Genomic DNA, 13652 nt, shown 5'->3' with positions numbered 1-13652 from the left:
CACGGCGCACCGGTCGGAACATCTTTGGGCTCAGTACGACACACACACGCACCGGGAGGAGTGGTTCGACCATGGCAAGGAACACGATCAACAAGGATCCCAACAAGCTGAGATCGCGCAAGTGGTTCGCGAATCCGGAGAATCCGGACATGACGGCGCTGTACCTCGAGCGCTACATGAACTTCGGTCTGACGCGCCAGGAACTCCAGGCCGGCAAGCCGATCATCGCGATCGCCCAGTCCGGCTCGGATCTGTCGCCCTGCAACCGGCATCACCTGGAACTCGCGCACCGAGTGCGCGAGGGCATCCGCGAAGCCGGTGGCATCGCGTTCGAGGTTCCGCTGCATCCCATCCAGGAAACCGGCAAGCGGCCCACCGCGGCGCTGGACCGCAATCTCTGCTACCTGGGCCTGGTCGAACTTCTCTACGGTTACTTCATCGACGGCGTGGTGCTGACCACCGGCTGTGACAAGACGACACCCGCCCAGCTCATGGCGGCCGCGACCGTGGACATCCCGGCCATCGTGCTGTCCGGCGGACCCATGCTGAACGGCTGGTTCCGCGGCGAACGCACCGGGTCCGGCACCATCGTCTGGAAGGCCCGGCAGCTGCTGGCAGCAGGCGAGATCAACCACGAGCAGTTCATCGAGGTCATCGCGTCCTCCGCTCCGTCCGCCGGCCACTGCAACACCATGGGAACGGCCTCGACGATGAACTCGCTGGCCGAAGCGCTGGGCATGTCTCTGCCCGGCAGCGCCGCCATCCCGGCACCTCACCGCGATCGCGAGGCGAACGCCTACGAGACCGGCAAGCGCATCGTGGAGATGGTGTGGGAGGACCTGCGTCCCTCCAAGATCATGACCCGCGAGGCCTTCGAGAACGTGATCGTGGTGAACTCGGCCATCGGCGGTTCGACCAACGCGCCGATCCACTTCAACGCTATTGCCAAGCACATCGGCGTCAAGCTCACGACCGACGACTGGGAGAAGGTGGGCTACGACATCCCGCTGCTGGTGAACATGCAGCCGGCAGGCGAGTACCTGGGCGAGGAGTACTACCGCGCGGGCGGCGTTCCGGGCGTCGTGAACGAACTGCTGAAGGCCGGCAAGATCCGCAAGAACACCGTCACAGTGAACGGCAAGTCGCTGGCCGACAACTGCAAGAACACGCCCGTGCAGGACCCGCTGGTGATCTGGCCCTACAAGAAGCCGATGAAGTCCCAGGCCGGATTCCTGAACCTCAAGGGCAATCTGTTCGACAGCGCGATCATGAAGACGAGCGTGATCTCGCAGGCGTTCCGCTACCGCTATCTGTCCAATCCGAAGGACCCCAACGCCTGGGAAGGCCGGGCGATCGTGTTCGACGGCCCCGAGGACTACCACCACCGCATCGACGATCCCAAGCTCAAGATCGACGAGAACTGCATGCTGTTCGTCCGCGGCACCGGCCCCAAGGGTTACCCCGGCGCGGCCGAGGTCGTGAACATGCAGCCGCCCGCCGAGATGATCAAGCGCGGTGCGACGGAGTTGCCCTGCATCGGAGATGGCCGCCAGTCGGGCACGTCCGGTTCGCCCTCCATCCTCAATGCCTCGCCGGAAGCGGCGAGCGAAGGCAGCGGCCTGGCGATCCTCAAGACGGGCGACAAGGTTCGCATCGATCTCAACAAGCGCACCGCAAACATCCTCATCAGCACCGAGGAGTACAAGAAGCGCATGGACGCGCTCAAGAAGAAGGGCGGGTATGCGGTGCCGGAGAGCCAGACGCCGTGGCAGGAAATCCAGCGCAGCATGGTGGACGAACTGTCCAACGGCATGGTGCTGAAGCCTGCCGTGAAGTATCAGAGGATCTCCACCACCAAGGGCGTGCCGCGCGACAACCACTGAGCGCGCAGCGAGGCCGGCGAGTGCCGGCTGGAAAGTGCTCGACGGCCATTCTCCGGAATGGCCGTTTTGCTTTTCCGCCTAGGCGGAAAGCGCGTCGGTGACGATCGCGCGGGCCTCGTTCACCAGGCGGTCCAGGTGCCCGGCGCTGCGGAAGCTCTCCGCATACAGCTTGTAGATGTCCTCCGTACCGGACGGGCGCGCTGCGAACCAGCCCTGCTCCGTCACCACCTTGAGCCCGCCGATGGAGGCGCCGTTGCCCGGTGCCGCCGTGAGTCTCGCGACGATCGGATCTCCGGCGAGCACACCGGCCTTGACCGCCTCCGCCGTGAGCTTCTTGAACGCCGCCTTCTGTGCGGGGCTGGCCGGAGCGTCGATCCGCACGTAGAAGGGCGTGCCATGGCGGGCAGCAAGCTCGGCGTAGTGCATGCCGGGATCCTTCCCCGTCACCGCCGTGATCTCCGCCGCCAGGAGCGCCAGGATGATGCCGTCCTTGTCGGTGGTCCAGACGGTGCCGTCGCGGCGCAGGAAGCTCGCTCCCGCGCTCTCCTCTCCGCCGAAGCAGATGCTCCCGTCGAGAAGCCCGGGCGAGAACCACTTGAAGCCGACGGGGACCTCCAGCAGCCGGCGTCCCGCCGCCGCCACGACCCGGTCGATCAGTCCGCTCGACACGAGCGTCTTGCCGATGGCCGCCGCAGCAGGCCACTGGGGACGGTGACCGAGCAGGTAATGGATCGCGACCGCGAGGTAGTGGTTGGGGTTCATGAGACCGGCGGACGGCGTGACGATGCCGTGACGGTCTACGTCCGCGTCGTTGCCCCAGGCCACGTCGAAGCGGTCCTTGAGGCCCACCAGGCTCGCCATCGCGTACTGACTGGAACAGTCCATGCGGATCTTGCCGTCGTGATCGAGGGTCATGAATCCGAATGCCGGATCCACGCGGTCGTTCACCACCTGCAGATCCAGTCCGTAGCGTTGTGCGATGGGCTCCCAGTACGCGACTGCCGCCCCGCCCATCGGATCGACGCCGATCCGGACCCTGGCATCCCGAATCGCCGCCATGTCGATCACGCTGTCGAGGTCCGCGATGTACTCCGCCGCGAAATCGATCGCCGTGACGGCAGGCGATGCGAGCGCTTGTGCGCGGGGCGTGCGCCGCACGCCGGCGTTCGATTCCGCCAGCAGCTCGTTGGCCCTGCGCTCGATCCACCCGGTGACATCCGTATCTGCCGGTCCGCCATGTGGCGGGTTGTACTTGATCCCGCCATCCTGAGGCGGGTTGTGCGAGGGTGTGATCACGATGCCGTCGGCGCGCTCGCCGGGATTCCGGTTGTGCTCAAGGATCGCGCGAGAAATGACGGGAGTGGGAGTGAAGCCGCCCTCCGCCTGGAGGAAAGTCGATACGCCATTGGCGGCGAGAACCTCGACCGCCGAGTCCTGAGCCGGACCCGACAGCGCGTGTGTGTCCTTGCCCAGATACAGGGGCCCGCCGATGTTCCGGGATCGGCGGTAGTCGCACACCGCCTGGGTGACAGCAAGGATGTGCGCTTCGTTGAAGCTGCGGTCGAAGGCGTTGCCCCGGTGACCGCTCGTCCCGAAGGCCACGCGCTGGCGCGGATCGGTCACGTCCGGAGTCGCCCGATAGGCCTCGAGCAGCGCGGGAATATCGGTCAGGGATTCGGCCGGTGCCGGACGGCCGGCGAGAGGATGCGCCATCGGAACTCCTGGTGGGGGATCTGTGTCAGGTCCGATGGTAGCGCGGCCCGCCGCGCGGGCGTTCGCACGGCGGGCCGCACCGTTACTTCGGAACCTCCATCTTGCAGGTCGTGGGCAGCGCGCCGTCCTTGCCTTCGAGCCTGAGATCCGTCTTCCAGCCGTAGCCCGTGCCTTCGGCGTCGTACTTCACCGGACCGCCCACCCTGCTGAACGTCGCGATGTACTGCGGAACGATCAGCTGATGGTCTTCGGCGCGCATCCACGCCTCGCCGGTTTCGCCGGCATACCGCATGCCGTGCAGCGCCTTGGCGACCTTCACCGGGTCCGCGGACTGCGCCGTGTCGATGGCCTTGGCCAGCATGTCCATCTGCAGCTTCGGCAGGAACAGCCACATGTCCTCGTTGAAGCGCTTCTTGTAGTCGTTGGCGAACTTTTCGACCTTGTTGTCCGCGATGTTGGCGTGCCAGGTGATGATCTGCCGGATGTGCCCGTCACCGGCCTTGCCGATCGATGAAGGCACGCCCGCGTTGTGCGCATTGAGCGTGTAGTAGACGACGCCCAGCCCGGCCTCCTTGCTGGCCTTGATGAGCAGCGACAGATCGGGACCCCAGTTGCCCGTCAGCACCGTGTCCGCCCCGGAGGCCTTGATCTTGGAAACGTACGGTGCGAAGTCCTTCACCTTGCCGAGCGGGTGGAGGTCGTCGCCCACCACCTTGATGTCGGGACGCTTCGCGGCCAGCATTTCCTTGGCGGCGCGGCTGATGGCCTGCCCGAACGCGTAATCCTGATTGATGAGGTAGACCTTCGGCGTGCCCTTCAGCTTGACGATGTGGTCGGTGAGCGCGTTCACGCGCATGTCGGTGTGCGCTTCCCAGCGGAAATGCCAGAAGCTGCACTTCTCGTTCGTGAGGGGAGGATCCTGCGCCGCGATGTTGAGGAGAACGACGGCCTGATCCGGATTGCGGCTGTTGTGCTTGTTGAGCGTCTCGACGATGGCATGGGCGATGTGGGAGCCGGAACCGAGGGAGACGAAGCGGATTCCCGAGTCGATGATCTGCTTCATGATGAGCACCGTCTCCTGCGGGCTGCTCTTGCTGTCGAAGTGCAGCAGCTCGAGCTTGGTGCCGTTCAGCACGCCGCCGCGGGCGTTGATGTCGTCGATCGCCGCCTGCAGCATCCGCCCGTCGCTCTCTCCGACCAGCGCGAACGGCCCGCTCAGTGGATCGACGTGCGCCACCTTGATGGTGTCGGCGGCGTTCGCTGCCGCGGCCGTGCCCAGTATCGCCGCCAGCAGCAGCGACTTGAATCGAGTCCCGCTCATCGTGAATCCTCCCGTCGTTGGTCTGAATTGCTGAGGGAGAACTATAGCCCGGCACGGGACGGCGCGGACGCCATGGGGGCCGCGCGCGGAATGATCGACGGCTCAGCCGGCCTGCCGCCTTCTGCGGGCCGACATGGCAAGAATGCCGAGGCCAGCCGCCAGCAGCGCCCAGGTTTCGGGCTCCGGGACTGCGGCGGTCACCGAAAGGGAAATCCGCTCGCCGGCAGTCATTCCGTCGAAACGGATCAACCAGTTTTCGCCAGCACCATCGAAGAAGGGGTCGCCGACATACGCCTGCGTCACCAGAGCGGGCGTAAAGGTGAACGAGACCAGGCGGTCCTGCTGGATCGTCGCGGTCGCGGTGCCGTCGTTGGATATGAAACCGCCAGGCACGAACTTGCCTGCATCCAGCGCGAACGAAAGCGTGCCGAAGGGCGAAGCCGTGAAGTTGTCGACAATGCTGTTGAACAGGGCCGAGCCGCGGTCGATGTCCGCGGCGTCCACCTCGTAGGTCAGGACCACGCTGCCCGGTGCATTGAAGCCGATGTCGACGGCGACCGTGTCAGGCGTACTGAAGTCGGTTCCGGCGGTATTCCCGTTCAGCACGCTGTCGACGAGCGACAGCGCGTGAGCGGCAGGAAGCTGAAGCAAGGCAGCGGCGCCGGCCAGCGCGGCGATTCTCAGGGAGTTCTTCACGGTCGTCCTCGGTGGATGTCATGAAGTGCGCCCGTCCGAAACGGTGGAAGCGGGGCACACCGATGTTCCGTCTGAGTCTACGACCGCCGCGTGACGGCCACGCGTGCGGGCAGTGAGCCGTAGGAGCTACCTTCCGATCGAGCCTGTTCATCGGCCTGACACCCCTGACCGCAATACTCCGGCGCTCATTCTGAAAGCACCCGGAGATGCCATGAGCTTCCACAGACGGATCGACCGCCGCGACTTCATTCGGGGCGTCGGCGCATTGGGCGCGACGGCCGCCGGGCTCCCCGCCCAGGCCGCCGCCACTCCCTTCTCGTTCCTCCACGGCGTGGCCAGCGGCGATCCTCTGGCGGACCGAGTCGTGATCTGGACCCGCGTGACGCCGCAACAGGATGCGCCCGTTCCGGTGACTTGGGAGATTGCGCTGGACGACGCCTTCCGCCGCGTTCTGCGCCGAGGCCGTGTCCTCACGAATTCCGGGCGGGACTTCACGGTCAAGGTGGACGTCCTCGGGCTCCCCAGCGGGGCCACGCTCTTTTACCGGTTCAGCGCCGGAGCCGCGGAGTCTCCCGTCGGACGTACCCGGACGCTGCCTGTGGGTCACGTCGAACAGCTCAAGCTTGCCGTGTTCTCCTGCTCCAACTACCCGGCGGGCTACTTCCATGCGTACGGCGAGGCTGCGAAGCTGGACGATCTCTTCGCCTCGGTGCACCTGGGCGACTACATCTACGAGTATCCACGGGGCGGATATGCTTCGGACACGGCGGCCGCGATGGGACGCGAGGTGGAGCCGGCCAGCGAGATCGTCTCGCTCGCCGACTACCGTCAGCGCTATGCCCAGTACCGGAGCGATCCGGATCTGCAGACGCTGCATGCGCGCATGCCGATGATCGCGGTGTGGGACGATCACGAGATCGCCAACGACACGTGGAAGGACGGCGCCGAGAACCACGACCCTGCGACCGAAGGCCTCTTCTCCCTGCGCAAGGCCGCCGCGGTACGGGCCTATCACGAGTGGATGCCGACCCGGCCCGTCGATGCTTCGCGCCCGGACCGCATCTACAGGTCATTCGCCTTCGGCAACCTCATCGCCCTGCACATGCTCGACACCCGGGTGATCGGCAGGGATCGGCAGCTGTCGTACACGGACTACTTCGGTGTGGGAGGCTTCGACGCGGCGGCATTCCAGGCAGCGCTCACCCAACCGGCCCGTCAGCTCCTGGGTGCGGAACAGTCGGGCTGGCTCAACGCGCAGGTGGCCGGTTCCACGGCGACATGGCAGGTGCTGGGCCAGCAGGTGCTCATGGGCCGCATGAACATTCCCGCACCGCTGGTGCTTGCGCAGATCTCCTTTTCCAACTACGTGGCCCTGCTGCAGAAGGCAGCCACTCATCCGGAACTGCTGACGGCGCCCGAACAGGCGATCCTCGCCCAGCCCGCCATCCCCTACAACCTCGATGCCTGGGACGGCTACTTCATGGCAAGGGAGAACGTGCTGGGCTTGATGCGGGCGCTGAACCGCAATCTGGTCGTGCTCTCGGGGGACACCCACAACGCCTGGGCCAACGATCTCGCCGACTACGCCGGCAACGCGGTGGGTGTGGAGTTCGCGACGCCGGGTGTGTCTTCGCCCGGCCTGGAGGAGTACTTCCCGCTGGAGAATCCGGTTGCCGTGGCGGCGGGACTCACCCAGATCATCGGTCCGCTGCAGTACGCGAACACCCATCAACGCGGGTTCATGGTCGTGACGGCCAATCATGCCGAATGCTCCGCGAAGTGGTTCTACGTGAGCACGGTCAAGTCGACGGGCTACTTCCCGATCGAAGGTCCGGCGTTCAAGACGCTGCCGGGTCCGGCAAACCGCAAGCTGATTCCCGTCTAGACGAGGCGTCGGCACCGGGCAGTCAAGCCCGGTGCCGACCGCTACCGTGCCAGGACAAGCGATGGGGCGGCGCCGGTGTCAGCCGGCGTCGACCAGCCGTCCCGACTGATAGTCCAGGAAGGCCTGGCGCAATTCGTTCTCGTTGTTCATCACGAAGGGTCCGTACTGCGCTATTGGCTCGTTGAGCGGGCGCCCCGCGATGATGAGCGCACGTGCCGGCTCGTCTCCCGCGACCAGTTCCACACCATCCGCATCCGCAGCGTTGGCCAGGATTGCCATGCGTTGTGCCGGGACGGACGTCGCGCCTATCGCAACGCGGCCTCGATACACGTAAACGAACGCGTTGTGCCCCGCCGGGATGGACTGGGCAAGGCTCGCTCCGGCCTCCAGATGCACGTCAAGGTAGAGCGGCTCGGTCACGTCCCGCTTCATGGCACCGGCGATGCCCATGCTTTCGCCCGCGATCACCCGAACGGTCACTCCTTCCCCACGAACCTCGGGAATCTGTTCGGACGGGATGTCCCGATACCACGCGGGCATCATCTTGTCCTTCGCCGCCAGATTGAGCCAGAGCTGGAAGCCCTCCATCCGCCCTTCTTCCTGTTCGGGCAATTCGCTGTGAATCACGCCGCGGCCGGCGGTCATCCACTGCACGCCTCCGTTGGTCAGAAGGCCCTCGTTGCCGCCGGAATCGCGATGCCGCATCCGGCCGGCGATCATGTAGGTGATTGTCTCGAATCCGCGGTGCGGGTGCGAGGGGAAACCTGCGATGTACTCGTCCGGGTTGTCGCTGCCGAAGGCGTCGAGCATCAGGAACGGATCGAGACGCCGTTGCAGCGACTGCGTGAGCACACGGGTGAGCTTGACCCCGGCACCGTCGCTCGTCGCCTGCCCCGCCACGAGGCGCTCCACGGGCCTGGGCCTTGCCACGGCGTGGATGGTGATGGGCAATGCACTCATGCTTCTCTCCTTTGTCGTCTCGTCAGGCCGGCAGGGACAACGCCGGCGCGATCAGTTCGTTCATTTCCTCGCGCGCCCGGTCCAGCCCGCGCGCCTCGGCCTCCGGCCCCATGGAAAGCCCTTCGGCATACACGAAGTGCACATCGGTCATGCCCAGGAAGGTCAGCACGGTTCGAAGATAGGGCACCACGTTGTCGGTCGGCAGGCCGCGGTGGACACCGCCCCGGGTGAGTACCACGTAGACCTTCCGGCCTCCCAGCAATCCCTCGACACCGCGCTCCGTGTAGCGGAACGTGACACGCGCCCGGGAAATGGCATCGATCCAGTTCTTGAGCAGGGCGCTTACCCCGAAGTTGATCATGGGGGCGGCGATCACCACGGTGTCGGCTGCCTGGATCTCCGCGATCAGGGCGTCGTCGGCCGCAACGCGCGCCTTCTGTTCCGGCGTTCGCTGCGAATCAGGAGTGAAAAGCGCTCCGAGCGCGGTCTCGTCCATGACGGCAGGCGGATTCTGACCCAGATCCCGCACCTTGCGGACCGCGGCAGGCGTCGAATCGAGCAGCCGCTGAACGAGTTCGCTGGCCAGACGGGTCGATAGCGAGGCGGACCCTCGCGCACTGGAATTCACCTGCAGGATGTTCATGGCGTTTCACTCCGGAGGTTGTGATGGCATGAACTGTATTGGCGCCCCCGCGGCAACAGAAGCCGTCATTCTGGATTTCATTGTTGCTTTGATGGAACAATCCGCCCATGAACTCCGATGCCGACGACCTTCTTCTCTTCGCCCGAGTCATGGAAGCGGGCAGCTTCAGCCGGGCCGCGGAGCGGCTCAGGTTGCCCAAGTCCACGGTGTCGCGCCGGATTGCCGGCCTTGAACGCCGTCTTGGCGAAAAGCTCCTGCAAAGGACCACCCGCAAGCTGTCGGTGACCGCGTTCGGTGAGGACGTCCTGCTGCGCGCGCGTTCGATCGCCGCGGAAGTCGAAGACACCCTCTCGTTCGCGCAGCACAGGCAGACGTCGCCGCGGGGCCGGCTGAGGGTGTCCATGCCGGGAGACTTCGCGTCCTACGCGCTGGCGCCCACGTTGGCGCGGTTCGCGGTGGACCATCCCGATGTCTCGCTGGAACTGGATCTGTCTCCCCGGCGTGTGGATCTCGTCGGCGAAGGTTTCGATCTGGCCGTGAGAATGGGCGCCCTGGACGACGACGCGCAACTGGCGGCCCGCCGCCTGGCCGTCTTCCACATGGGTCTGTACGCCTCGCCTGCCTTCCTGCAGACGCATGGAAACCCGGATGACCCGGAAGCGCTGCGGCAGCTCCCGGCGCTGATGATGATGTCGCGCGCGGGCGAACCGATCCCATGGCGGCTCGAGCGGCGGCATCGCGACGGAACCACGGAGACCCGGAGATCGATCCGCCGCGCAGGACGACCGCGAATGCGCCGGACCTTCTGCTGCGCATGGCCCGGCAGGACGCGGGCGTTGCTGCAGCCACGGACTTCTTCACGATGTCCGACATCGCGGAGCGGCGCCTGGAGCGCGTGCTTCCCGAGTGGACGCTCGGGACCTCTACCGCCTGGGCCGTGTTCCCGGGACGCCGGCTTCTGCCGCTTCGTACCCGGCTCTTCATCGAAGTGCTGGCAGCCGTCCTTGCCCCCTGCAATCCCTCCGAAGCGTGAACGCCTCCGATCCTGCGGCAACGTGCGCGCAGCATCATCGGAATCAGGACGCGATCGCGGACAATCGACCGAACCGACGTGCTTGCGGTCGCGCGTGGGCAGGCCGGTGGCACGCCCGCCCGCTCAACCGACGAAGCGGTAGCCGACGCCCGACTCGGTCACGAAGTGCCGCGGCCGCGACGGGTCGGCCTCCAGTTTCTTGCGCAACTGGGCCATGAAAACGCGCACATAGTGGCTGTCCTCCACATGATGCGGCCCCCAGACGGCCTTGAGGATCTGGCGGTGAGTCAGGACGCAGTCGGGGTTGGCGGCGAGGTAGGCGAGCAGCCGGTATTCGATGGGCGTGAGGTGGACGACGGCTCCTCCCTTCCTGACGACCCGCTTGCCGAGATCGATCTCGATCTGCCCGAACGCGAGGCTGGACGCGCCGGATCCGGCGATCGCGGCCCGCCTGCGAAGGTGCGCCCGCACCCGCGCCAGCAATTCGGCGGCACTGAAGGGCTTCGTGAGGTAGTCGTCGGCACCGGCATCCAGCGCAGCCACCTTCTCGGCTTCGGCTGTCCGCGCCGAGAGGACGATGACGGGGACGTCGGACCAGGTGCGAAGGTCGCGGATGAACTCGGTTCCATCCATGTCCGGCAGGCCGAGATCGAGGATGACCAGATCCGGCCGGCGCGTCCCCGCATCGATGAGCCCGCGCCGGGCGTTCTCGGCCTCGACCGCACTCAAGCCTTCGGTCTGGAGCGCCATGCTCACGAAACGCCGGATCCTTTCCTCGTCTTCGACGACGATCACCACGGGGACCGCCTCGCTCACGGCTCCCTGTCTCCGGGAGGTTCGTCGACGGGAACGATGGGAGGTGTGCCGCGCGGCACGGTGAACGAGAACCGGGCCCCGCCTTCGGCACGGTTGGAGGCACGGATGCGACCGCCGTGAGCTTCCACGATCGCGCGGCAGATGGCGAGCCCCAGTCCCACGCCGGGAGTGGGACTCTCCCGCTGCCCGCGCTCGAACTTGTCGAACAATCTTTCCTCCTTGCCCCGGGGCAGCCCCGGCCCGTCGTCCGACACCGAGATCTCGACCTCCTGCTCGTTCGCGGCTGCCGCGATGCCGATGACGCTGCCGCGGGGTGTGTACTTCACGGCGTTCTCGAGCAGATTCGAGAATACGCGCTGCATCAGCGGCGCGTCCAACCGGAGCAGCGGCAGATCCTCCGGCAGGCGGACCTGCACCTCGCGGCCGGCGAGCATCGGCTCCAGGGCCTTCAGGGCGCTTCCCACGACTTCTTCGAGCGGATGCCACTGGAGGTCGAGTTCCACGCGTCCCGATTGCAGCCTGGCCATGTCGAGGAGGTTTTCGACCAGGGACGTCATGCGCCGGATCTCCTCCGTCATGGCCTCGGTCAGTTCCCGCTGCGCATCGGTCAGGCCGGGCCGTGTCATCACCAGGGACTCGGCGAGCCCCATGAGAACGGAGAGCGGTGTCCGCAGGTCATGGGAAATCGCGGCGAGCAGCGAATTGCGAAGGCGTTCCGACTCGATCTGCAGGGTGGTCGTCTGCGCCACGTCGACGTAGTGCAGCCGCTCCAGCGTGATGGCCACCAGGCTGGCGCAAGTCTCCAGCAGACGAAGCTGTTCCGGTGAATAGAACCTGAGCGATCGCCTCGGTTCCACGGCGAGCACGCCACGGATGCGCATCGGCGCCCGCAACGGGAGGTACAGCAGCGCGCTGCCCGGGAGGGTGTCGGTGCCGTGGCCTGCCGGTTCGCCGTGATCGAATGCCCACTGCGCGACGCCGCGATCGATCTGCAGGCTGACATCGCCTGCCGGCAGCGCCCCGTTCGCGTCGGCTGCGAGGACGGCCGCGCGTGTCGAATTCTGCCTTGATGAACTGGGTCACGATCTCCGAGATCTGGTCGGGCAGCAGCGCCGCGGACAGATCCCGCGACATGGTGTAGAGGGCCCGGACCCGCGCCTCCCGCCGGTTCGCCACCTTGGCCTGATAGGTGAGATCGGCAGTGAGCTGGCCGATCACGAGCGCCACCACCAGCATCACGGCGAAGGTCATCAGGTACTGAACGTCGCTGACCGCGAACGTGAAGCGTGGCGGCACGTAGAGAAAATCGAACGCGGCCACGCTCAGGACGGCAGCGGCGACCGCAGGTCCTCTGCCGTACCGAACAGCGACGACGACCACGGCGAGCAGGAACAGCATGATGACGTTGGTCAGCTCGACCACGTCGTGAAGGGGCGCGGCGAGGAGCGCGACAAGAGCCGATGCGCCGGCGGCCTTGCCGTACGCGGGCCACGGGGCGCGGAACCGGCCGCCGAGATCCGCGAGCAGGCTGTCCTCCTCTTCGCCCCGCCGCGGCCGCGCCTCGAGCCCCGGAGCGGTCTGGATGACGTCCAGTTCAGGTGCGGCCATGCCGACCCGGTCGGCGAAGGACCGCTGCCACGGGGCCCTCTTCCGCCCCAGGTTTCGTCCCACGACGACATTGGCGAGGTTGTGATCCCTCGCGTACTTGACGATCACCTCGGCCTCGTCGCTCCCGGCGAGCGTCGCCGTTTCCGCGCCCATGTCCCGGGCGAGACGCAGCGCCCGGAGAACACCGTGCCGCCGCGCCTCGGACAGACGCTGCAGCTTCGGAGTCTCCACATAGACCGCGTGCCAGGGGACGTTCAGCCGGGCGGCGAATCGCGCGGCGCTGCGCAGGAGCTTCTCGCCGGCCCCGTCGGGACCGATGCAGACGAGCAGGGACTCCTGAGTCTGCCAGACCTGCGAGACGGCCGCGCTGCGGCGATACGTCAGCATGTCCGCGTCCACGCGATCGGCGGTGCGCCGCAAGGCGAGCTCGCGCAGCGCAATCAGATTGCCCTTGCGAAAGAAACTGGCGACGGCACGCTGCGCCTGATCCGGCACGTACACCTTGCCTTCCTTCAGGCGCTGCAGCAGTTCGTCCGGCGGCAGATCGACGAGCACCACCTCGTCCGCACCATCGAAGACATGTTCGGGCACGGTTTCGAGCACGCGAATGCCGGCGATGCCGCCGACCACCTCGCTGAGCGTTTCCAGGTGCTGGACGTTCACGGTGGAGTACACGTCGATTCCTGCGGCGAGCAGTTCCTCGACATCCTGCCAGCGCTTGGGGTGGCGCGATCCCGGCACGTTGGAGTGCGCCAGTTCGTCCACCAGAACGAGCGCAGGACGGCGCTCGAGCGTGGCGTCGAGATCGAATTCCGGAAGCGTGCGATCCCGGTACCGGACCTGCCGCAACGGCACTCGCTCGATGTTCTGCGCCATGGTCTCGGTTTCGACGCGTCCGTGCGTCTCGACAACACCGATCACCACGTCGACACCCTGCTCCTTCATCCGCCGCGCGGCCGCGAGCATGGCGAAGGTCTTGCCGACGCCGGCGGAAGCTCCGAAGAAGATCTTCAGCTTCCCTCTGGGGGCGCGTGCCTCCTCGGCCTCGATGCGCTTGAGCAGGGCGTCGGGGTCCGGACGGTCTTCCATCACGG

General features: G+C 66.3%; 8 protein-coding genes and 2 pseudogenes. 3 read left to right on the top strand and 7 right to left on the bottom strand.

Features of this window, described 5'->3' with window-relative positions; translation table 11 throughout:
• Positions 1-71 precede the first annotated feature (71 nt).
• Entirely contained in the window at positions 72-1883 is a 1812-nt protein-coding gene (locus IPK20_06525; GenBank protein ID MBK8016399.1) for a dihydroxy-acid dehydratase family protein, read from the top strand.
• A 78-nt stretch (positions 1884-1961) separates the two neighbouring features.
• Here the strand turns inward: IPK20_06525 and IPK20_06520 are convergent, their stop codons facing one another.
• From IPK20_06520 to IPK20_06510, 3 genes are all read right to left on the bottom strand, one after another.
• Positions 1962-3596: an alpha-D-glucose phosphate-specific phosphoglucomutase gene (locus IPK20_06520; protein MBK8016398.1), complete on the bottom strand. Its 1635-nt coding sequence runs from the start codon at positions 3594-3596 to the stop codon at positions 1962-1964.
• Positions 3597-3678: 82 nt separating this feature from the next.
• On the bottom strand, positions 3679-4917 hold the full coding sequence (locus tag IPK20_06515) for a branched-chain amino acid ABC transporter substrate-binding protein (GenBank protein MBK8016397.1): 1239 nt from the start codon (positions 4915-4917) through the stop codon (positions 3679-3681).
• Positions 4918-5019: 102 nt separating this feature from the next.
• The gene (locus tag IPK20_06510; GenBank protein MBK8016396.1) at positions 5020-5613 is read right to left on the bottom strand and encodes a PEP-CTERM sorting domain-containing protein; all 594 of its coding nucleotides are present in this window, start codon (positions 5611-5613) and stop codon (positions 5020-5022) included.
• Between the two features lie 211 nt (positions 5614-5824).
• Between IPK20_06510 and IPK20_06505 the strand changes: the two genes are divergently transcribed.
• Positions 5825-7498, top strand: coding sequence for an alkaline phosphatase D family protein (locus tag IPK20_06505; protein MBK8016395.1), 1674 nt, complete (start codon positions 5825-5827; stop codon positions 7496-7498).
• A gap of 78 nt (positions 7499-7576) precedes the next feature.
• Here IPK20_06505 and IPK20_06500 read toward each other — a convergent pair whose 3' ends face one another.
• Together IPK20_06500 and IPK20_06495 are read right to left on the bottom strand one after the other, a co-directional pair.
• The gene (locus IPK20_06500) at positions 7577-8458 is read right to left on the bottom strand and encodes a pirin family protein (GenBank protein ID MBK8016394.1); all 882 of its coding nucleotides are present in this window, start codon (positions 8456-8458) and stop codon (positions 7577-7579) included.
• A gap of 22 nt (positions 8459-8480) precedes the next feature.
• On the bottom strand, positions 8481-9101 hold the full coding sequence (locus tag IPK20_06495; GenBank protein MBK8016393.1) for an NAD(P)H-dependent oxidoreductase: 621 nt from the start codon (positions 9099-9101) through the stop codon (positions 8481-8483).
• Between the two features lie 107 nt (positions 9102-9208).
• On the opposite strand from IPK20_06495, the pseudogene IPK20_06490 reads away from it, so the two are divergent.
• A pseudogene (locus IPK20_06490) lies at positions 9209-10134 on the top strand (LysR family transcriptional regulator).
• Between the two features lie 123 nt (positions 10135-10257).
• Here IPK20_06490 and IPK20_06485 read toward each other — a convergent pair.
• Positions 10258-10950, bottom strand: coding sequence for a response regulator (locus IPK20_06485; protein ID MBK8016392.1), 693 nt, complete (start codon positions 10948-10950; stop codon positions 10258-10260).
• Positions 10947-13647, bottom strand: a pseudogene (gene kdpD, locus IPK20_06480) (two-component system sensor histidine kinase KdpD). Before kdpD ends, IPK20_06485 begins: the two are co-directional and overlap by 4 nt.
• Between the last annotated feature and the right edge of the window lie 5 nt (positions 13648-13652).

It is taken from the genome of Betaproteobacteria bacterium (assembly GCA_016713305.1).
GTDB lineage: Bacteria > Pseudomonadota > Gammaproteobacteria > Burkholderiales.
Note: the sequence above shows the minus strand (reverse complement) of the source record. Positions and strands in the feature narration are given on the sequence as shown.

Excerpts from the sequence above, each read along its gene's own strand:
- IPK20_06525 (MBK8016399.1), top strand. The coding sequence starts at position 72 with ATGGCAAGGAACACGATCAACAAGGATCCCAACAAGCTGAGATCGCGC.
- IPK20_06520 (MBK8016398.1), bottom strand. The coding sequence starts at position 3,596 with ATGGCGCATCCTCTCGCCGGCCGTCCGGCACCGGCCGAATCCCTGACC.
- IPK20_06515 (MBK8016397.1), bottom strand. The coding sequence starts at position 4,917 with ATGAGCGGGACTCGATTCAAGTCGCTGCTGCTGGCGGCGATACTGGGC.
- IPK20_06505 (MBK8016395.1), top strand. The coding sequence starts at position 5,825 with ATGAGCTTCCACAGACGGATCGACCGCCGCGACTTCATTCGGGGCGTC.
- IPK20_06500 (MBK8016394.1), bottom strand. The coding sequence starts at position 8,458 with ATGAGTGCATTGCCCATCACCATCCACGCCGTGGCAAGGCCCAGGCCC.
- IPK20_06495 (MBK8016393.1), bottom strand. The coding sequence starts at position 9,101 with ATGAACATCCTGCAGGTGAATTCCAGTGCGCGAGGGTCCGCCTCGCTA.